Source organism: Nesterenkonia flava, assembly GCF_031432335.1.
Taxonomy (GTDB): domain Bacteria; phylum Actinomycetota; class Actinomycetes; order Actinomycetales; family Micrococcaceae; genus Nesterenkonia; species Nesterenkonia flava.
Genome location: NZ_JAVKGT010000037.1, coordinates 1 through 19,879, shown reverse-complemented (window position 1 = coordinate 19,879; position 19,879 = coordinate 1). Strand labels below are relative to the sequence as shown.

Sequence of the window (19,879 nt, the reverse complement as noted above, 5' to 3'; positions counted from 1 at the left end):
CGCTGGTCGGCATTGCGGCCTTTGACGTACTCAATACTACATCTTGGGTTTGATTCCGTCAGCAACCACTAGATGCTGTGACTCACATCAGTGTAGTTCTTCACCGCCAGTGCACAGGCCCTGTGGACGGCGTGTTGGGCGGATTTCTGCCGCAGGCGGGGGTGTCCCTCGATCTCCTCCACAGGTGTGGAGGGCGAACTCCCCAGCAAAAGAATTTTTCGGCCCCGGCGTGTCTTCCCGACGACGCGGACCGCGGCGCTCCAGATGTGGTGTGAGCGCTGCCTCAGCCGACCCAGTCGAAGCTGCGCGTGACGGCCTTCTTCCACTGCCGCAGTTGCTGCTGGCGCTGGCCAACTTCAGTGCGGGGACTCCAACGCCGGCCTTCGCTCCAGTTGGAGGCCAGCTCCTGCGTGGACTCCCAGAAACCCACGGCCAGTCCCGCCGCGTAGGCGGCTCCCAGCGCAGTGGTCTCGATGACCTCAGGGGCGACGACGTCGACCCCCAGCAGGTCTGCCTGGAACTGCATCAGCGTGTCGTTGACAACCATGCCGCCGTCGACCTTGAGCTCCTTGAGATCGGTCTCCGAGGACGCGTTCATGGCCTCGACCACCTCGGCCGACTGGAAGGCCACCGATTCCAGCGCGGCCCGGCAGATGTGGTCGGCGTTGACGTAGCGGGTCAGCCCCACGATCACGCCACGAGCCTCGGGCCTCCAGTAGGGTGCAAAGAGCCCGGAGAAGGCAGGGACCACGTAGCAGCCGCCGTTGTCCTCCACACGGCGGGCGCGGGTCTCCGACTCGGCGGCGCTGCTAATGATCCCCAGGTTGTCGCGCAGCCACTGAATGAGGGAGCCGGTGACAGCGATAGAGCCCTCCAAGGCGTAGACCGGCGGCTGCCCGTCCAGCTGATAGGCCACGGTGGTCAGCAGGCCCTCATCGTTGCGCACCAGCTCCTCACCGGTGTTCATGAGCATGAAGTTGCCCGTGCCGTAGGTGTTTTTGCCCTGCCCCGGCTCAAAACAGGCCTGTCCCACAGTGGCGGCGTGCTGGTCACCGAGAATGCCCGCAATCGGCACCCCCGTGAGCAGACTGCGCTCGTGGGCCTCGGCGTAGACCTCACTGGAAGTCCTGATCTGCGGGAGCATGGCAGAAGGCACCCCGATGGCTTCGCAAATCTCCTCGTTCCAGTCCAGGCTGTCGATGTTCATCAGCAGCGTGCGCGAAGCGTTGGTGACGTCGGTGACGTGCACTCCCCCGCGAGGACCCCCGGTGAGGTTCCACAGCAGCCAGGTGTCCATGGTGCCGAAGGCCAGCCCTCCGGCCTCGGCCCGCTGCCTCGCGCCCTCGACGTTCTCAAGGATCCACCGGATTTTGGGCCCGGCGAAGTAAGTGGCCAGTGGCAGTCCCGTGCGGTCCTTGAAACGGTCGATGCCGTCTGCCTCACTGTCGGGGGCCTCAGCGGCCAAACGGTCGCAGATCTCCTGGGTACGGGTGTCCTGCCAGACGATCGCCCGGTGAATCGGCTCCCCGGTGGCCCGGTCCCACACCACCGTGGTCTCACGCTGATTAGTCAGTCCAACCGCAGCGAGCTGATTGCGGCTGATGTCGGCCGCGGCCAGGGCCCGGCCGATCACCTCCCGCGTATTGCGCCAGATCTCCAGCGGGTCATGCTCCACCCATCCGGCCCGGGGAAAGTACTGGGTGTGCTCCTTCTGGCTCGAGGCCACCAGGACGCCGTCGTGGTCGAACACCACGGCCCTGGTGGAGGTGGTGCCCTGATCAATGGACAGAACGAACTCGTTCATGTGCGCCTCTCTGAAGCCTCTGGGGTGTGTGGTGCAGCCAGGGGGCCGCCGTCAGCCGTCTGCGGCACCGGGGGGTGTGCGGCGATCAAGGCTGCCGCCTCGGCGTCGCTGGCGAGCTGTTCGGCCTGCTTCTGGGCGTGGATGAAGTCCCGGTAGGCGGAGATTTCTGCACGACGGCGCTCCTCGTCCCACCCGAGTACCCCTGCGGCAAGACCTGCGACTTCCTCGGCCGCTGCGGCCCCGCGGTCGGGGACCTCGTGGATCAGGCGGGTACGTCGAGTCAGCAGGTCATCCACGTGCAGGGCGCCTTCGTGGGTGCAGGCGTAGACGATCTCAGCACGCAGGCAGCTCGGGGCATACTCCAGCGCACGCCCCAGCGAGTCGTCGTCGGCGATGAGGTCCAGGACTTCACCCGTGAGGCTGCCGTAGCGGTGGAGCAGGCGCTCGACCCTGCCGCGATCCCAGCCGTGGGCTGCGGCGATCTCCTCAGCGCGGGCGGTCCACTCGCCATAGCCCACCGCACCCAAGAGGGGCATGACCTCGGTGAGGCTGGCTCGGTCCTTGAAGCTGCCGTTCACCGCGAAGTCCACCACGTCCTGGGCCATCACTCGGTAGGTAGTGAGCTTTCCACCGGCCACCCCGGTCAGCCCGGGCGCCAGCTCCATGACCGTGTGTTCGCGGGAAACCTTGGTCGGGGCCTCCGTATCTCCCCGCACCGGCTGCAGCAGAGGCCGAAGGCCCGCCCAGGTACCAATGATGTCCTCACGGGTGAGGGTGGATCCGAGCACCGCGTTGGCGTGCTCGAGGACGTAGTCGATGTCTGCGGCGGTGGCGGCTGGGGACTCCACCGCCTCCCGCCAGGCCGTGTCGGTGGTGCCGATGGCCCACACCTCCTCTAGCGGGATGATGAAGAGCACCGACTTCTCGGTCTGGGTGATGATCCCCACGCGCTCCTGGGCGGCAATGGCGTGCTTGGGGACGGTCACGTGAATCCCCTTGGACGCCAGCACGGTCAGTCCCTGTCGGCCCGAGTCCTGGGCGTCCTGAAGCTGCTCCGGTGCCGAGCCCCGGATCAACTCCTGGGCGGCGCCAGTCCAGACCCCGGCGGCGAGGATGGTCTCGCGGGCGTGGGCCTGGATCTGGCGGCCCGTGAGATGATCCCGCAGCACAGCCCCGGTGATCCGCTCCGGCTCCTGAGGGTCCTGGCGCAGGTACCCGATGACCTCGGTCCTGGGTGCGACCGCGGCGCCGAGGCTGTGGGCCGAACGCGCCAGCGTGAGCACGAGGCGGGCGTCGTCGACCTGAGCGTCGTAGTACTCCAGTCCACCGTGGAACTTCTCCTGATCCAGGCCCGGAAACCTCTCAGCGAGGCCTTTGCTGCCCAGATGCCGGTGGAAGGGCACGGCCCGACTGCGCAGGCTCCGCAGCGCCGAAGCGCCCCGGCGGCTGCTGCGCAGGGCAGAGGACCCCGAGGCCAGGAGGTCATAGAGCGACACCCCGGAACCGATGAAGGCCCGCTCCACCAGTTGGCGCTCGAACGGGAAGATGAAAGGCAGCGGCCGCACCAGGTGCGGGGCCAGACGGGTCAGCAGCAGGTCACGTTCCCGCAGGGCCTCGGCCACGAGCTTGAAGTCCAACATCTGTAGGTAGCGCAGGCCGCCGTGGATCAGCTTGGAGGAACGCGAGCTGGTGCCCTCAGCGATGTCTCGAGCCTCTACCAGCGCGGTGTCCAGCCCACGACCGGCGGCGTCAAAAGCGGCGGCTGAACCGACCACGCCCGCACCGATGACCAGTACGTCGAGGGGATTCTCGGGAGTGCTGGCGGCCACTCGGGCCAGGGCCGCCTCGCGGCTGCGATGGTCCATGGGCTGAGGCTTCACGTGAGGAGGTCCCCCTTGGCGGTTGCGTCCGTGGCGGCGTCGTCGTCCGTCTGTTGAAGCCTATCGGGAGACGCCGGTGATCTCGACCGCCCGAACAATCCTGCAACTGCGCCCGTTGTGCCCGCGGCGCCGAAGGTCCTCTAAGACCGGGAGCAGGCGACGCCGCACATCGGCAAGACCATCTGCCGCATAGTGTGGCTTCAGTCACATTGTGCACCTTCAAGGGTCTTCACAGAATGGGTGCCTAAGGTCGAGAATCGAGGACAGAGCGATGTCCGAAATGCTCGTCCAATCCCATTCAGGAGGCTTCTATGTCTGAACTCGCTGCTGCGCCCTCCACTTCGGTGGAGCGCACCGAGGGAGATCCGTACAGACAGCTTCTGGAGCAGCTTCACACCCGCGCCGACGAGAACGGGTCCACCGGCTCCGCGAACCGGATGATCGACATCCGCCGCCAGCTCACCGAGTTCCAGCTTCACTACAAGTTCGGCATGGACGAGGTGCTGACCAAGATCAACGTGCTGCGGGAGGAGTTCGAGCACACGCGGGACTACTCCCCCATCGAGCACGTTAATTACCGCCTGAAATCCATGGAGCGAATCCTCGATAAGGTTCAGCGCTACGGCTGCGAACCGACTCTTGAGGGCATCCGGCACGCCATTCGCGACATCGCCGGCATCCGCATCACCTGCAGCTTCGTCTCCGACGCCTACTGGGTGGCCGAGATGCTGTGCTCCCAGCCGGACATCCGGGTGGTGGAGATCAAGGACTACATCCGCTCCCCTAAGCCCAACGGCTATCAGAGCCTGCACGTGATCCTGCAGGTGCCAGTATTTCTCTCCAACCGCACCGAGTTCGTGTACGTGGAGGTGCAGATCCGCACGGTGGCCATGGACTTCTGGGCCTCGCTGGAGCACAAGATCTACTACACCTATGAGGGCGAAGTCCCCTCAGACATTCTTGACGAGCTGCGCGACGCCGCCGATCAGGCCGCCGCTCTGGACAAGCAGATGGCCGAGATCCGCGACAAAGTTACCGCCCTGCGCAAACAGGCTCCAAGCGCCGGGGAAGGTGCCACCGGCCCCACCCCGGCCGACCGGCCGGATCCTGCGCAGTGGTTCAAAGACGACGACGTCCCCGCCTGGAACTGGGAGGACCTGGTCCGGCAGCCGGAGTCGTAACTGGTTCCTGAACCACTGGTTCCGAGGCCGATACACCCCGCCACGCTGCGTGCATCTCAACCCGTGCTGCTGTTTTCGTGGGAATCTCCGGTTATTCCGACGAAAACAACACCACTCGTTTCTGTGCCACCACCAACCTGTGGACGGCACTCCCGCCGGCTGCACAACTCTCTAACCTCGCGGCTCCCTGGCCACTCGTACCGAACTCTCCCTCGATGCCCGGACCTGTTTCACGCACACCCCTAGAGAGGGTAGTGATGAAACAACAGCGGGCCTTGGCTGATCTCGGCGGCTAAAAACACGCAGAACGTTCCATCCCCGATGCTGGCCATCCCGCCTGAAGCTGGTCCCGCACAGCTGGTGCCGCGGCCGGGAGACTCTCCTCTCATCCTGCCCGAGCTGCCCCTAGTCCCGCCAGAGCTGGGCGAAGTGGTGGATGGGACCGTGTCCCTGCCCGACGTCGAGGCTCTGGGCGCCCTGGAGTGAGGCGTTCATCCACGCCTTGACCTCTTCCAGAGCCTCCCCCCAGGACAATCCCCGCGCCGCCAGGGTCGCGAACGCCGCGGAGACGGAGCATCCGGTGCCGTGGGTGTTGGTGGTCTCAATGCGCGGCGAGGACACGCTGACCGGGGCCGGCCGCTGCGCCTGGGCATCCTGGGGAAAGACGAGGGTGTCCACCACGTCGCCCCCGGTGAGGTGACCTCCCTTGGCCAGCACGATGGTGCTGTGGGCATCGGCCACGACCTGAGCCTGCCCCAGCAGGTGCTCGTTGTCCACGGCAGGCTGTGCCTCAGCCAGTAGCGCCAGTTCCGGGACGTTGGGGGTGATGAGGTCTGCCCGGTGCAGGAACTCCTTCAGCGCCTGCTCTGCCTCGGCCTGCAGGAGCCGGTCACCGCTGGTGGCGACCATTACCGGGTCCACCACCAGAACGGGTCGGCGCTCGGCGGTGCGGCACAGCTCATCCCACCATGAGGCGACGGTCTCGATGATCTCAGCCGTGCCCAGCATCCCAATCTTGACCGCGTCGATGGCCACGTCGTCGGAGACGGCGTCCAGCTGAGCGCGGAGAAATTCCACCGGGGGAAGGTGAATCTCACGCACCCCCTGGGTGTTCTGGGCGACCAGCGCCGTCACCACGCACATTCCGTAGCCGCGGTGGGCCGCGAAGCTCTTCAGGTCCGCCTGGATCCCGGCCCCGCCAGTGGGGTCCGTGCCGGCAATGGAGAGCACATTGGGGACGGTCCGGCGGTTCATCTGGGGTGCGGACTCGGTCATAGGCAACGTCATGCAAGCAATCCCTTCGCTGGTGCTAACCACAGCAGGTTCAACGGGTGTGATCTCAGCTCACCGGTGTGAGCACCCCGTGCTGGTGCATCAGCCTATCGCAGCCCGCGGCGGTGCTGCCTCATGGAATGACCGCGTGGGCCCCCTCGCGCCGGGGATCATCGGTGCTGTGCAGCTGGCCGGTCTCGTAGTCGATGAGCACCGGCTGCACGGAGCCGAAGCTTGCCTGCTCCACCGGCCAGATCTCCGTCTGCCAGCCCATGTCCTCCAGCTCACTGATCACCTCTTCGCTCACGGTGTCCTCGAGGTAGAGCGTCTCGCCGTCGGAGGCTGCGCGGAACCGCGGGGCCTCAATGGCCTCCTCGAGCGTGGCGCCCTGCAGGCCCCACTGGACCAGGACAGTCGAGAGAATGTTGAGGATCTGGTGCCCTCCAGGGCTGCCGATGGCCAGAAGGGGTTGCCCCTCGCCGTCGAGCACCATGGTCGGCGTGGACCAGGTGACGGTCCGGCGTCCCGGCTCAGGCTGATTAGCAGGAGTGTCGATGGCCTCGAACCGGGAGAGGTGGTTGTTCAGGAAGTACCCGTCGACCATCTCGCCCGAGCCCCAGAAGAACATGATGGTGTTGGTCATCGACACCGTAAGGCCGTCGGAATCCACCACCGAGATATGCGTGGTGTTGGGAGCGTCCTCCGCCGCCGCGCTGGGGGCGCCGAGTGCTTGGGCGCTCAGCTCGATCTGGGCATTGGCCTCGCGATCGGTGAGCCGGTCCACCGGCACATCCACGAAAGCCGGGTCTCCCAGGTCGTTGTAGACGGTGCTCTCAGCCTCCAGCCATGCGCGCGAGAGCGTGTCGATGTACTCAGCCGAATCCGGCTCCATCTGAGCGACTCCCTGAGCCTCGGCGATCTGCAGCATCTGAATAAGCGCCGGGCCGGGCAGCCCGGGAGCTGCGGAGACCACCTCGAACTCGCCGAACTCCCCCGCCACAGGACTGGTCCGCACCACCTCGTAATCCGCCAGGGACTCCGCATCAATGCCCTCGGCGGCGGAGGCCAGGGACTCGGCCAGGCCCCCGGTGTAGAAGTCCTGCCAGCCATTCTGCGAAAGGGTCTGCAGGGTCTGAGCCAGGTCCTCCTGCACCAGCGTCTCCCCCGCCTGCAGGATCTCACCGCCAGGCGCGTAGTGCTCCAGATCGCTGATCGCCGCCGCAGCATCGGGCTGACTCATGCGGACCCCGAGGAACTCACTGACCTCGAAGCCGTCGTCGGCCAGCTCTTGGGCCGGGGCGAGCAGCTCGGACCATTCCATGGTGCCGTAGTCCTCGTGGAGCTGACCCATGCCGGCAACGAATCCCGGGACCCCGGCGCCGGAGTCGGGGATCTCGCCGTCGTTGTTCACCACTTCACGGTAGTCGTAGAAGATGGGCTCGCCCTCGGGACCGGCGATGATGACCGAGCCCCCGCCTCCGATGCCTGAGGCATAGGGCTCCACCACGGAGATCGCGAAGGCAGTGGCAATCGCGGCATCCACGGCGTTGCCGCCCTCGGCGAGGATCTGCTCTCCCGCGGCGACTGCCAGGGGGTGCCCCGCGCTGACGCCCTGCTGCTCCAGCAGGTCTTCTACAGGGGTGGCTGCGTTCTCCGGGGGCTCGGGGCTGGCGCTGGCCGACTCCGGGGCCGACGCGGTGACCTCGGGACCGCTGGGTTCTTCCTCGACGATGCCGCAGGAGGTCACAGCGATGAGCGCCGCGGCAGTGGTGCCGGCGGTGAGGACGTGGAGCGGTGTTCTCATAGTGGGGATCAGCCTTCTCTATGGGTTCACAACAGGGTCAGGATCTTCATCAGGGGCGGATTCCAGCTTGCGGCGGCGCGGGTAGGGTTTGGCGTGTTCGCGGCGGCGATGCCTCTCCGGCATGCGGTAGGGCACCTGCAGCATCCGCGGCGGCCGGCGCAGCACCATCTCCAGTGGACCGTAGCGCAGGTTGGCCACCCAGACGACGGCGAAGGCGATGAGTCCCAGCATGATCAGGCAGCTGACCAGCACGCCCATCTCCGGGGTCGCAGGACCGGGTCGCACGATCAGAGCGATGATGAGCAGATGGGCGGTGTAGGCCGTCAGCGGCATCTGCCCCACGGCCACGAGCAGGCGGATGCGTTGGTTCAGCTTGGGAACCACCAGCAGCAACATGCCCAGCACCGCCACGGCCGTGCCGCAGGAGGAGATCAGCCACAGAGGCATCTGCGAATGCCCGACGGCGGAGATGAGCCGGTCCCAGCCCACGGTGCTCATATCCGGATGCCCCAGGAACGCAATCAGAATCCGGGACAGGCCGAAGGCGCCGAATCCCGCAATCAGACCGCCGATCATCAGGCGCCGCTGCACACGGATGCTTCCCAGAGGCTGGCGCCCGAGCCACACCCCCAGGAAGAAGGGAGCAATCCACACCAGCAGCGGATAGGGACCCGAGACGACGATCGCGGCCACGATCTCAAAGGGGCTGTCTCCCAGCTCTGCGGGGTCGATGTGGAATTTGGTCTGCTGCCTGGCCAGGATCCAGATGATCGGCCCGAGGAAGGTGGAGGCCATCGCGGACCAGAACAGCCACCGTGTGGGCATCTTCACCACGAAGGCTGCGAGAAAGAACAGCGCCGCGTAGACCGGCAGAATGACGTTGACATCGTGGTCCAGGGCTTGGAGCCCCAGACCCAGTGCCAGCAGCAGCAGGCCCCTCCACAGCAGGGTGGAACGGCGTGTGATGCCCTTGGTCAGCGACCGCCGGGCCAGAAAGGTCACACCGATGCCGGCGAGAATGACGAACAGGATGGAGGCCCGGCCGTTGAGCGCTCGAATGATCCACGATGCCCACCCCTCGGTCGTGTAGGGGCCGACGTTGACAATGATCATCCCGAAGACAGCGACCGCGCGTGCCACGTCCAGAGCGTAGAGGCGGGTCAGTCCCCGAGCTTGGGTGCTCACCATTGTTTGGGCCTGCCACCTCCGGTGCCGACAGCGGTCCTGGACCTGGTTACCGTACCGGCTTCACCTACAGATTCCCTGGAAGGGTCCGCGAGACCGGGGTCAGAGGATCACTGCCCCCACCAGACCGGCCGCAATGACGACGGCCCAGGCGGGAACCTTCCAGCTGTTCAGCGCCACGAAGGCGACGACTCCCAGAATCAGTGCCCGCAGATTCTGCTCATCGGTGCCGACCTCAAGGATGCCCGCGGTGAACACCGGAGTCCACAGCGCCGCAGCGAGCACCCCGACCACGCCGGCGTTGAAGCCCATCAGGGCCCGGCGTGCCGTGCGATTAACCCGCAGCCGCTCCCACAGAGTCAGGCACCCCAGGATCAGCAGCGCCGCCGGCAGAAAGATGGCTAGGATCGCGATGGCGGCACCCAGGAGGCCGGTGGGCCCCTCCAGGGTCGAGGCTCCCAGGAAGCCTGCGAAGGTGAACAGAGGACCGGGTACAGCCTGGGCACCGCCATAGCCGGCCAGGAACGTATCGGCTCCTACCAGTCCGGTGTGCACGGTCTCGGCCTCCAGCAGAGGAAGCACCACGTGCCCGCCGCCGAAGACGAGCGCTCCGGCCCGGTAAAAGGTGTCGGTGAGGCGAGCTGCGCCGTCGTCGGTCACCGCCGCCAGCAGCGGCAGGCCTGCCAGCAGCGCGAAGAAGAGCACCAAGCAGGTCACGGAGACCGCCCGCGGCACCCGCACGGTGAAAGCGTCCTCCGCCGCGGGCTCCTGGGCGGGGGGCTTCAACCAGACCAGCCCGATCAGTCCCGAAACCGCGATCGCTCCCACCAGCACCAGCGGGCCGGGCAGCAGCAGCACCACCACCATCGCGCCCACCGCGATGGTCGCGCGCGGAGGATCCGGCGTCAGTGACTTGGCCATGCCGATGACCGCATGCGCGACGACGGCGACCGCCGCCGCTTTGAGCCCGTGGATCCACCCCGCATCCGCGAGGTCCCCGACGGCGGAGACTCCGTAGGCAAAAGCCACCATCAGCACCACCGAGGGCATGGTGAACGCAAACCAGGCCGCGAACATCCCGCCGCCGCCGGCACGCTGAAGACCCAGGGCCATCCCCACCTGGGAGGATGCCGGCCCTGGGAGGAACTGGCACAGCGCTACGAGGTCGGCGTAGGCCTTCTCGCTGAGCCACTTGCGGCGCACCACGAAGGCTTCGCGGAAGTAGGCCAAATGGGCCACGGGACCCCCGAAGCTGGTCAGGCCCAGTCGGAGGAAGACGAGGAACACTTCCAGCACGCTGCCGGGATGTCGAGGGGCTTGTGTCTCGGTACGGTCAGTCACAACGGCTCATCCCATCCCATCCAGGTGAACATCAGGCAAACGTGTGTGCTCCCGCCGAGGTTGTGCGCAATCGTCTCGGCCATACCCACCGTCACGCTCGGTTCATCCACCCCAGTACACTTCGATCGTGCAGAGTCTTGACGCCCACACTATCGAGTTGAACTCCCGCATCGTCCGCGGCGCGGTCGAGCTGGAACCCACCGCCCGCGGCCTGCTTCCACGCCGGCTCCCGGGATGGGCGCTGGAACAGAACATCGACCCTATGGTGGAGCGGGTCACCGCTGAACCCAGCGGGGTGCGCCTGGAATTCCTGACTCGAGCCGGCGTCGTCGAGCTGGAGGTTTACGCCACCGCCTATGCAGGTGAGGACTGGCAGCCTGCCTTCCGCACGTATGACCTGGTGGTGGACGGTGTGCTGCACGCTCAGGCCAGCGCAACCTCCGGCCGGGTGATCCAGGTGGACCCGGCCACGCGGAGGCAGCAGGTACGGGAGGGCAGTACCTCGGCGCTGCGCTTCGAAGACCTTCCGGCCGGGGAAAAACATGTCGAGATTTGGCTGCCCAACAGCGAACGGACCGAACTGGTCAGTCTGCGCGCCGATGCTCCCCTCGCTGCTCTGAACGAGGACCGTGCCGGGGCCGGGCAGACTCGTTGGCTCCATCACGGAAGCTCCATCAGTCAGGGCTCTGATGCCGCGCATCCGACCGGCATCTGGCCCGCGGTGGCTGCGCGTGCCGCTGGAGTGCATCTGCAGAACCTCGGATTCGGCGGTCAGGCGGTGCTTGATCCTTTCACCGCTCGCACGCTGCGGGAGACGCCGGCTGACGTCATCACGCTGAAGCTGGGGATCAATCTGGTCAACGGGGACATTATGCGACGCCGGGCCTTCACTCCCGCGGTGCACGGGTTCCTCGATACGATCCGCGAGGGTCAGCATGCGAGCACACCCTTGGTGGTGGTCTCCCCGCTGCACTGCGCGATTCACGAGCAGACGCCGGGAGCCCTGCGCTACGAGACCGTTCAGGGACAGCCTCGCTTCAGCGCTCTGGGGGACCCTGCCGAGGTGGCCCAGGGGCGGTTGAGTCTTGAGGTCATCCGCGAGGATCTCGCCGCGGTGGTGGCCGCCCGGCAGCGGCGGGATGAGAATCTCTACTTCCTCAGCGGCCTGGAGCTCTTCGGGGCCGAGGACGAGCAGGCCCTGCCGATGCCGGACCAGCTGCACCCGGATACGGCGGCCCACCGACTCATCGGAGAACGCTTCGCTCAGCGGGTCTTTGGGCCGGCTGGAATCCTCGCTGGCCGTTTCTAAACACCGGGCGGTCTACAGCAGGAACTCCGCCACCAGCGGCAGCGTGACCAGCGACAGCGCGGTGGAGAGGACCAGAATCGCGGCCGCGAGCCGGCCGTCGCCGTCGTACTCCTCGGAGAAGAGGAACACGGTGGTCGAACTGGGGGTGGCGGCCAGCACGATGAGCACTCCGGCCCACACCGGACCCAGGTGGTCGTAGAACGGCAGCACCGCGGTCCAGGTCAGCAGGGGCAGGATCACCAGTTTCGCTCCGGTGCCCAGCGCGATCGGGGTGACGGGCACTCCTCCGCTGCGCACACCTTCAAGCGCCGGATGCAGGGCCAGGCCCACGCAGAACAGCGCCAGCGGCACTGCGGTCTGCCCCAGCATGGCCACCGGCTCGTTGAAGAAGGCGGGCATCTCTAGGGCGGTGAAGACCACCAGCAGCGCGAGCGCGATGAACAGGAACACGGGGTTCAGTAGCAGAGCTCGTTTGACGATCGGCCAGAGGCGCTCCCTCCAGAGCTGGCTGAACCCGACCGGGGCGCCCTCGGAGGTGGCTGCAGCGTTGACCGCGGTACGCACCAGCGGGTAGCCGTTCATGAAGAGCGCGTTGTGGATCATGTGGACGATGCCGGCGGCCACCCCGGCTTCCGGGCCGATCACTCCGATGGAGATGGGGATGCCGAAGTACCCCACGTTGCCGAAGGACCCGGCCAGTGATGTCGGGGCCGCCATGGGCTTCGAGGCCGACCCCGCGCTGCGAGTCACGTAGTAGAGACCTACGGCGAGCAGACCGGTGACCACCACGGGGATGAGGAACGCCGGCACCGGGAAGCTGCCGATCGGAGGTGCGGTGACCATGGCGGTGTAGATGAACGTGGGCAGCGCAAAGTAGAAGACGAACCCGTTGAGGTTCGGCGCCGCGGCGCGGAACCGACGGACAAAGCCTGCGGCGAACCCGGTGAGGATGATCAGGAACATGGGCCCGATCGTGCCGAGCATCTCAAGCATGTTCGGTCTCCTGGTTCTTGATCCCCGACGACGGGGTCCGGCGCAGGGTCCAGCGGTCCGGCACTCCGGCCAGGGGTCCGGCCAGCGGGTCGCCGTCGTCGTGCACTCGAGACGGTGCGCTGCGGACCGGATCCCGTTCCGGATGACGGATATCGCCGATGACCTGAAGAACGAGCACGATCACCATGACCATGTGCACGGCGATGCCCACCCCGTAGAGCACCTCGAACCCATAGTGTTCGGCGCCGATCTGGCCCTGCGAAGTGATCTTGGCGCTGATCAGCCAGACTGAGGCCCAGTGGAAGACCTCTGCGGCCTGCCAAAGAAGGAACGTGCGCAGTCGCGGGTTCGCCAGCACCACCAGGGGAATCAGCCACATCACGAACTGCGGCGAGTAGACCTTCCCCAGCAGCAGGAAGCTGGCCACGATCAGGAAGCACAGCTGCGCCATGCGCGGCCGAACAGGGGCGCTCAGCCCCAGCCAGGTGATGCCCGCACAGCAGACCAGGAACAGCCCATTGGAGAGCAGCGAGAACGTCTCTCCCGACCAGCCGGTCCACGCTAGCGCCAGCCACATAGAGGAGAAACCGACCCCCCGTTCGGAGGAGAACTCCCAGAACCTGGCCCACTGGTCGAACGAGCTCAGCATGAACGGCAGATTCACCGCCAGCCAGGTCAGCGCGGCCGGCACGATGACGGCGGCAAAAGTCTGGAGCCGGCCGGTGCGCAGGCACAGCACCAGAATGGCTCCCAGGAAGAAGAGTGGATACAGCTTCATGGCGGTGCCCAGGCCGATGAGCACCCCGGCCCATCCGGGGCGACCGCGACCCCACAGCAGCAGCGCGAACGCACCCAGGAAAACCGCCCACATGTCCCAGTTGATGGACAGGCTCAGGATGATGCCCGGCGCCAGGGCCACGAGGAGCGCGTCTCGCCTGCGGCTGCGGGCCGTGGACAGTGCGGTGATGACCACCACGCCCACCCAGCAGCCGATGACTGCCAGATGATTGAGGTCATAGAACGCCAGAATCCGCTCGGCCTCCATTCCCTGACCTGCGGGCAGCAGAGTGTTGACGAGCCAGGCCAGGCTTCCGGCCACGACAGAGATGAGCACGGGGTATTCCATGACCTGGTGCTCCGGCACCGGATCGAGCATGGGGAACAGCCCCTCCCCGAGTCCTCTTTCGGTGAAGAGCAGCGAGAAGTCGGAGTAGCACATGGCCAGATGCTGGCCCGGATCGGTCCACCCGTTGAGGCGACACCACTGCACAGCCAGAACGGAGAGCAGAGCCCCGATCGCGCTGGCACCCAGCAGCACCGACAGTGCGCGGGCGCTGAGCCGGTCTCCGCGGCTCATCGGGCGACCCGCTGATACACGTCGTCGGCAGACCAGGAGCTGCTCGGCTGTTCCAGGCGGCGCAGTGAGGTCCACCCCCGGGGGGCGTTCCACCGTTGGGACTCTTGCCGGAGGCTGAACATCTTGGCGGTGTTGGGATCGAAGAACACGATGTAGATCAGATAGACCGCGGCCACTGCGAAGGCCACGCCCTGGACGACGACGCTGCTGATCCACTGGGCCACTGAAATATGGGTCACCATGGACATCAGCACCATGATCGTGATCAGCAGGGTCACCAGGACCAGCACTCGTCCCCTATAGACGTGGACCACGGCGTACAGCGGCAGAATCCACAGCACGTACCAGGGCTGGATGACGGGCGAGACCAGCACCACCACGGTCAGCCCATAGGCCGACCAGAGGACGGGGTTGCCCAGCCGCGGGCGCAGCAGCAGCACGGCCAGCACCACGGCCGAGGCCGCTCGAGCGCAGGCGTAGACGACCTCAGCGATCGCCGTGGGGCTCACGGGCATCAGCAGCGCGGCAAGGTGACCGATTCCCAGGCCCAGGAGTCCCATGGGGGCGGCCTGGAATGTGGCCGAGCCGGCCGAGAGCGCGGCGGTGAACCAGCCCAGCCCGACGCCAAGGGCATATCCGCCGCCCACCAGGAGCACCACCGCGACGACGCCGGCAAGCACCCATTCCCGCATTCGCGACGCATAGCTCGCGGTGGACTTCAGGCTCAGCAGCACCATAAAGGGCAGCACGACCAGGGCAATGGGCTTGATGGCGATCGCCGCGATGAGCAGCAGCAGGGCCACGACGCGCCGTCGCTGGACCGCGTACCAGGCACCAGCAAGCATGAGCCCGATCATCAGTCCGTCGTTGTGGGCGGCCGGGATGAAGACGATCAGGCTCAGTGGGTTCAGCAGGCACAGCCACAGCGCCCACCCCGGCGCGGAGCCGAACGCCGTGGCCAGCCGCGGGATGACAAGACACATCAGCACGACGCCCGCCACGGCCAGCAGCCGGAAAAGAACGATGGAGATCTCGGGGACACCGAACGAAGCGAACCACACCCCGCGGGCCATCATGAGGAACAGCGGGCCGTAGGGTGAGGGCGATTCGGCCCACAGGCCATCGGCCCCCGCCGCGAACCATCCGGGCAGCTCCGAGACACCGTGCTCGTAAGGATTCAGTCCAGCGTGCAGTACCCGCCCCTGAGCCAGATAGGAGAAGACATCGCGCGAAAAGATGGGGAACGTCAGCAGCAGGGGCGTACCCCAGGCAATCAGCGCCCGGTACATAGTGCGTACGCTGGCGCCGTCCCAGTTGCCGATGCGTTGGGCCAGCCGCATCCAGGAGCGCAGCAGCAGCAGCGCACCGACCACCAGGGCCACGGTGCACAGGATGGCGCCTGCGGTCGTGGCTCGCACCGGCAGCAACCCGGGATGCCAGGCGAGAACGGACCCAGGGGTCTCTGCGAGCCAGCCGACCCCCCACGAACCGACCATGATCATGATCGCTGCCAGGCAGCCCTGGCGGATCGTGTGGGAGATCTCGCCCTCGGCCCCGCCGATGAGCCAGGCGGTGCCTCGGAAGGAGCCCAGGGCCTCCCGCACCCGCAGAGCAGCGCGGGAGATGGGATTATCGCGCACGCCGCTCCTGCTTTCGTCTCGGTTCTTCCGGCTCCCAGACTATCGAGCGCACCGGCTTATCCAGGACAGCCAGGGCCGTGAGACACAGCACGGAGACCACTGCGGAGACCACGATCATCTCTGCTTGAAGATCGATGAACTGATAGACGAAGAGCTGATCCGCTGCTCCGTAGGCCAGGAAGAACGCACTCACGGCGACGACGAGGGCTAGCGGCTTGCCGGGCCGAATCCCCGTCACCGCGAACAGCGGCAGCAGCCACAGCAGGTACCACGGCTGAATCACCGGAGACAGGACCACCACCGCCGTGAAGGCCCACATCATCCGGTGCAGAATGCGTCGATCATCTCCGCGCAGTATCAGCACGAGGACCACGATCACCGAGACCAGCCGGCCGACGGTGCGCAGAAGTTCCAGGCTCCAGTCTCCGTCCAGGCCAAAGGGCATCAGCACCACACTGATCAGCCCGTGGAGGAGTCCCACCGGCGCCCAGAGCACATGCCCATCACCGGTGCCGGACATCACGCCGACCCAACCGAAGCCGTAGCCCTGAATCACGCCGACGATAAGCAGCAGCGCCCCGGAGACGCCTGCGGTGCCCGCCCAATAGACCACCCGGCGACGCCAGGTCAGCGGGAGATCTCCGCGGTGGGCCGCCCAGAGCAGACCCACGAAGGGCAGAAGCAGCAGCGTGATGGGCTTGATCCCGATGGAGAGAGCCACCAGCACGGCCGCCAGCACGCCCCGACCCTGTAGAGCCGCCCATATCCCGGCCAGCGCGCACCCCATCATGAGCGCATCATTATGTGCGCTGGAGACGAAGCTGATGATCAGCAGCGGGTTGGCTACCGTCAGCCACTGGGCGTAGGCGGGCTCTGTGCCGCAGTGGGACGCGAGCTTGGGGACCCAGATCATCAGCATGACGACGCCCGCAGCACACACCACGCGGAAGAGCAGCACGGCCAGGTCATGATGTGCTCCGCTGAGCTGCATAATCCCGGCGGCAATCCACAGGAAGACTGGGCCGTAGGGAGTCTCATTCTCGGCCCAGGTCACGTCAGTGCCCAGCTGGAACCAGTTCTCCAGTTGGGACACGCCCACCTGATAGGGGTCCTCCCCCATCAGCACCAGGCGCCCCTGGTTCAGGTACGCGAAGACGTCGCGGGAGAAGATGGGGGCGGCCAGCAGCTGGGGCGCGGACCAGAGGAGAGCAGCGCGGGTCACCACCTTCAGAGCACCGGGGGTCCATTCCTGCGAGGTCCGCAGCTGAAGGTAGAGACGCAGCCAGGCATGAAAGAGCATCCAGCAGCCCAGGGTGAGCCCCACCGTGGAGACCACGACGCCGGCTGCTTCGGTGCGCAGTGCGATGACTGGCAGCCAGCGGTTCAGGGGCGAGTCGATGGTCAGCCACCCCACCCCAAAGGAGCACAGGAGAATCAGCAGCGAACCGGCAAGGCCGTAGAGAGTCAGTCCGCGCACGCGGGTCCGCTGGGTGTTCACTGGGAAGAATCTACACCGGCAGGCACCTGGATGACCGGCAGGTCTCATCAGTATGGCGGCGGGTGGTCGGTAGAGTGACTGGCGTGACTGAGACTGCAGCAAGACAGGGACCTGGTGACTGGTCGGGCCGCATGGTCTGGATCGACTGTGAGATGACAGGGCTGCTCCCCGAGAAGGACGTGCTCCTGGAGGTGGCCGCGCTGGTGACCGACGCTGACCTCACCATCCTGGGTGAGGGGGTCAGCGTCGTCATACGGCCGCCGGAGGGCGCAGTGGAGAAGATGGCGCCCATTGTGCAGAAGATGCACACGGATTCTGGCCTGCTTGCCGAACTGGATCAGGGCATCTCCTTGAAGGAGGCCGAGGACCGGGTGCTGGACTATGTGACGTCCTGGGTCCCGGAGGCGCGGGTGGCGCCTCTGGCAGGTAACTCCGTCCATGCGGACAAGATGTTCCTGCGTGTGGGCATGCCGCGACTGACTGAGCATCTGCACTATCGCCTCATTGATGTCTCCACGCTCAAGGAGCTCGCCAGGCGGTGGAACCCCCAGGCGCTGGAATCGGCACCCCGCAAGACGGGCAACCATCGCGCCCTGGGAGACATCCGTGACTCCATCGAGGAGCTCAGGCACTATCGCAAAGCCCTGTTCCGCACGTCCTGACGGCCCGGAGTGTGGCAGATGGCGGTTCCGCTAGCCACCGAGGGGCCGAGTCATCGCCGATGTGCTCTTTGCCCAGGTTTGGGTGTATTATGGTCTGCGTTGCTTTTGAGCCGCTCGGCACGAGAAAGCAGCGACATGGTGGGCGTAGCTCAGCTGGTAGAGCATCGCGTTGTGGTCGCGAGGGTCGCGGGTTCAAGCCCCGTCGCTCACCCCATGGGATCCCCGGAATGACGGGGAATGCCGGGGTAACAGGTTCAGGGTGTTACCTGAAAATAAGAACCTGTTACCCCGGCACTATATAATCCGCGCTATGGCTACGATCCAGCGCCGTGAAAACCTCAAGGGCACCTCTTTCCGCGTCGTCTGGCGCGACGGCTCCAAGCAGAAGGTCAGAACCTTCACCACACCGAGGAGAAGGCCAAAGACTGGAAGAGTCTCATCGAGGCCGTCAACGGCGACCAAGAAGCCGCCGAGATCCGTCTAGCGCAGCGCATCGACAGCGGCCGCAAACTCTCTGAGGCGTACCAGCACTACATGGACCGCCACCGCGGCACCAAGAAAACACTGCAGGAGTACGAGAGCTACTGGCGCAACCACGTCGGTCCAGCCCTAGGCGACTTGCCGGTGCGGCAGATCCGTCCCGACGACATTCGATCCCTGGTGGACAAGCTCGAGCGCCTCGGCCGCGCTCCAAAGACGATCCACAACGTCTGCGGTTTCCTCTCCCAGGTCCTTGGCCACGCCGTCACGATGGGCTGGGCACCGACATCGCCATACAGTGCCAAGCTGCTCCCCAAGAACCGGGCTGTGAAAGCAGAGCGCGATCACTTCCTCACCATTGCCGAAGCCAACACAATCATCAACGCTATGCACACCCACGGTGACGCGGCCCGATGAATCGCTCTGAGTTTGTTGGAGACTCCTGGTCTTGGAAACGAGGATGGAGTCATGCCAAAGGAACAGGCGCCGGGGAAGCCGACGACGCGTCGGTACTCGGAGGAGGAGAAGGCCGCCGCGGTGCGGATGGTACGGACCCTGCGGTCGGAGTTGGGAACGGCCCAGGGGACAGTGCAACGGGTCGCATCGCAGCTCGGGTATGGGGTCGAGTCGGTGCGGACCTGGGTCAAGCAGGCCGACGTCGATGACGGCATCTCCCCGGGGGTGAGCACCGCTGAGGCGGCGCGGGTGAGGGAGTTGGAACAGGAGGTCCGTGAGCTTCGCCGGGCCGACGAGATCCTCAAACGGGCCGCGTCTTTCTTCGGGGCGGAGCTCGACCGCCAACACCGGAGATAGTCGCGTTCGTCGACCGGAACAAAGACGACGTCGTGGAGGGTCGAAGGCTCGGGGTCGAGCTCATCTGCACTGTGTTGCAGGTGGCTCCGAGCACCTACTACGCCGCCAAGTCCCGCACCCCCTCGGCTCGGGCTGTCCGCGATGACGAGCTGATCCCCAGGCTGGTGGAGCTCTGGGAGGCGAACTACCGCGTCTACGGGATCCGGAAGCTGTGGAAGACCGCGGTGCGGGCAGGCATCGGGATCGGGCGGGATCAGACCGCCCGCCTGATGCGGGCCGCGGGGATCGAGGGCGCCCGACGCTCGAAGCGGGTGACCACGACCCGGCGGGATCCCGTGGCCTCACGCCACCCGGACCTGGTGAAGCGGAAGTTCACCGCCACCGCCCCGAACCGGTTGTGGGTCACCGACCTGACGTTCGTGCCGACCTGGGCCGGTGTCGCCTACGTGTGCTTCATCATCGACGCGTTCTCGCGGACGATCGTCGGCTGGCGGGTCGCGTCACACATGCGCACCGAGATGGTCCTCGACGCGATCGAGATGGCCCGCTGGTCCCGCGGCCACCACCACGGCGATCTACGTTGTCACAGCGACGCGGGCAGCCAAGCCGTATTCAACCGGTGCTCGCAACAGTTGCCTGTTGGACTGAGCGTAGCTGATC

At 66.1% G+C, this 19,879-nt stretch carries 14 protein-coding genes, 1 tRNA gene, 1 pseudogene and 1 riboswitch; of the genes and pseudogenes, 6 read left to right on the top strand and 10 right to left on the bottom strand.

Annotated features, from left to right (window positions below; genetic code table 11):
- Nucleotides 1–283: 283 nt before the first annotated feature.
- Together glpK and RH857_RS11775 are read right to left on the bottom strand one after the other, a co-directional pair.
- Complete coding sequence (gene glpK / locus RH857_RS11780) at nucleotides 284–1,804, bottom strand: glycerol kinase GlpK (protein WP_310538170.1); 1,521 nt, start codon at nucleotides 1,802–1,804, stop codon at nucleotides 284–286.
- Nucleotides 1,801–3,669, bottom strand: a complete 1,869-nt coding sequence (locus RH857_RS11775; protein ID WP_310538169.1) for a glycerol-3-phosphate dehydrogenase/oxidase — start codon at nucleotides 3,667–3,669, stop codon at nucleotides 1,801–1,803. The genes glpK and RH857_RS11775 overlap by 4 nt, the downstream gene beginning before the upstream one ends.
- 326 nt (nucleotides 3,670–3,995) lie before the next feature.
- Here RH857_RS11775 and RH857_RS11770 point away from each other — a divergent pair, with 326 nt between their 5' ends.
- Entirely contained in the window at nucleotides 3,996–4,865 is an 870-nt protein-coding gene (locus RH857_RS11770; RefSeq protein ID WP_310538168.1) for a GTP pyrophosphokinase, read from the top strand.
- A gap of 405 nt (nucleotides 4,866–5,270) precedes the next feature.
- On the opposite strand, the gene thiD is transcribed toward RH857_RS11770, so the two are convergent.
- The 4 genes from thiD to chrA all read right to left on the bottom strand — a co-directional run bounded on the left by thiD (nucleotide 5,271) and on the right by chrA (nucleotide 10,467).
- Complete coding sequence (gene thiD / locus RH857_RS11765) at nucleotides 5,271–6,140, bottom strand: bifunctional hydroxymethylpyrimidine kinase/phosphomethylpyrimidine kinase (protein WP_310538167.1); 870 nt, start codon at nucleotides 6,138–6,140, stop codon at nucleotides 5,271–5,273.
- 2 nt (nucleotides 6,141–6,142) lie between these two features.
- Nucleotides 6,143–6,239: riboswitch (TPP riboswitch) on the bottom strand.
- Nucleotides 6,240–6,270: 31 nt separating this feature from the next.
- Entirely contained in the window at nucleotides 6,271–7,941 is a 1,671-nt protein-coding gene (locus tag RH857_RS11760; protein WP_310538166.1) for a gamma-glutamyltransferase family protein, read from the bottom strand.
- A gap of 18 nt (nucleotides 7,942–7,959) precedes the next feature.
- Nucleotides 7,960–9,129, bottom strand: a complete 1,170-nt coding sequence (locus RH857_RS11755; RefSeq protein ID WP_310538165.1) for a DUF418 domain-containing protein — start codon at nucleotides 9,127–9,129, stop codon at nucleotides 7,960–7,962.
- Between the two features lie 99 nt (nucleotides 9,130–9,228).
- Complete coding sequence (chrA, locus tag RH857_RS11750; protein ID WP_310538164.1) at nucleotides 9,229–10,467, bottom strand: chromate efflux transporter; 1,239 nt, start codon at nucleotides 10,465–10,467, stop codon at nucleotides 9,229–9,231.
- A gap of 127 nt (nucleotides 10,468–10,594) precedes the next feature.
- On the opposite strand from chrA, the gene RH857_RS11745 reads away from it, so the two are divergent.
- Nucleotides 10,595–11,776, top strand: a complete 1,182-nt coding sequence (locus tag RH857_RS11745; protein WP_310538163.1) for a GDSL-type esterase/lipase family protein — start codon at nucleotides 10,595–10,597, stop codon at nucleotides 11,774–11,776.
- 12 nt (nucleotides 11,777–11,788) lie between these two features.
- On the opposite strand, the gene RH857_RS11740 is transcribed toward RH857_RS11745, so the two are convergent.
- Genes RH857_RS11740 through mptB (RH857_RS11725) form a run of 4 tightly spaced genes read right to left on the bottom strand, consistent with a single transcriptional unit; the run spans nucleotide 11,789 to nucleotide 17,264 of the window.
- Nucleotides 11,789–12,769: an AEC family transporter gene (locus RH857_RS11740; protein ID WP_310538162.1), complete on the bottom strand. Its 981-nt coding sequence runs from the start codon at nucleotides 12,767–12,769 to the stop codon at nucleotides 11,789–11,791.
- The gene (locus tag RH857_RS11735; protein ID WP_310538161.1) at nucleotides 12,762–14,126 is read right to left on the bottom strand and encodes a glycosyltransferase family 87 protein; all 1,365 of its coding nucleotides are present in this window, start codon (nucleotides 14,124–14,126) and stop codon (nucleotides 12,762–12,764) included. The genes RH857_RS11740 and RH857_RS11735 overlap by 8 nt, the downstream gene beginning before the upstream one ends.
- Entirely contained in the window at nucleotides 14,123–15,766 is a 1,644-nt protein-coding gene (mptB, locus tag RH857_RS11730) for a polyprenol phosphomannose-dependent alpha 1,6 mannosyltransferase MptB (RefSeq protein WP_310538160.1), read from the bottom strand. Before mptB (RH857_RS11730) ends, RH857_RS11735 begins: the two co-directional genes overlap by 4 nt.
- A complete protein-coding gene (gene mptB / locus RH857_RS11725; RefSeq protein ID WP_310538159.1) occupies nucleotides 15,756–17,264 on the bottom strand; it encodes a polyprenol phosphomannose-dependent alpha 1,6 mannosyltransferase MptB in 1,509 nt (502 codons plus the stop codon). The genes mptB (RH857_RS11730) and mptB (RH857_RS11725) overlap by 11 nt, the downstream gene beginning before the upstream one ends.
- Before the next feature lie 83 nt (nucleotides 17,265–17,347).
- Between mptB (RH857_RS11725) and orn the strand changes: the two genes are divergently transcribed.
- The 4 genes and pseudogenes from orn to RH857_RS11705 form a co-directional block, all read left to right on the top strand.
- Nucleotides 17,348–17,926, top strand: coding sequence for an oligoribonuclease (gene orn, locus RH857_RS11720; protein ID WP_310538158.1), 579 nt, complete (start codon nucleotides 17,348–17,350; stop codon nucleotides 17,924–17,926).
- A gap of 138 nt (nucleotides 17,927–18,064) precedes the next feature.
- Nucleotides 18,065–18,140 (top strand) — tRNA-His (locus RH857_RS11715).
- A 149-nt stretch (nucleotides 18,141–18,289) separates the two neighbouring features.
- Nucleotides 18,290–18,823, top strand: coding sequence for a phage integrase central domain-containing protein (locus RH857_RS11710; RefSeq protein ID WP_310538178.1), 534 nt, complete (start codon nucleotides 18,290–18,292; stop codon nucleotides 18,821–18,823).
- 51 nt (nucleotides 18,824–18,874) lie between these two features.
- Nucleotides 18,875–19,879: pseudogene (locus tag RH857_RS11705) on the top strand (IS3 family transposase); the annotation flags it as partial.

What these genes read in the sequence shown, in the direction of transcription:
- glpK (WP_310538170.1), bottom strand. Translation starts at nt 1,804, where the DNA reads ATGAACGAGTTCGTTCTGTCCATTGATCAGGGCACCACCTCCACCAGG.
- RH857_RS11775 (WP_310538169.1), bottom strand. Translation starts at nt 3,669, where the DNA reads ATGGACCATCGCAGCCGCGAGGCGGCCCTGGCCCGAGTGGCCGCCAGC.
- RH857_RS11770 (WP_310538168.1), top strand. Translation starts at nt 3,996, where the DNA reads ATGTCTGAACTCGCTGCTGCGCCCTCCACTTCGGTGGAGCGCACCGAG.
- thiD (WP_310538167.1), bottom strand. Translation starts at nt 6,140, where the DNA reads ATGACCGAGTCCGCACCCCAGATGAACCGCCGGACCGTCCCCAATGTG.
- RH857_RS11760 (WP_310538166.1), bottom strand. Translation starts at nt 7,941, where the DNA reads ATGAGAACACCGCTCCACGTCCTCACCGCCGGCACCACTGCCGCGGCG.
- RH857_RS11755 (WP_310538165.1), bottom strand. Translation starts at nt 9,129, where the DNA reads ATGGTGAGCACCCAAGCTCGGGGACTGACCCGCCTCTACGCTCTGGAC.
- RH857_RS11740 (WP_310538162.1), bottom strand. Translation starts at nt 12,769, where the DNA reads ATGCTTGAGATGCTCGGCACGATCGGGCCCATGTTCCTGATCATCCTC.
- RH857_RS11735 (WP_310538161.1), bottom strand. Translation starts at nt 14,126, where the DNA reads ATGAGCCGCGGAGACCGGCTCAGCGCCCGCGCACTGTCGGTGCTGCTG.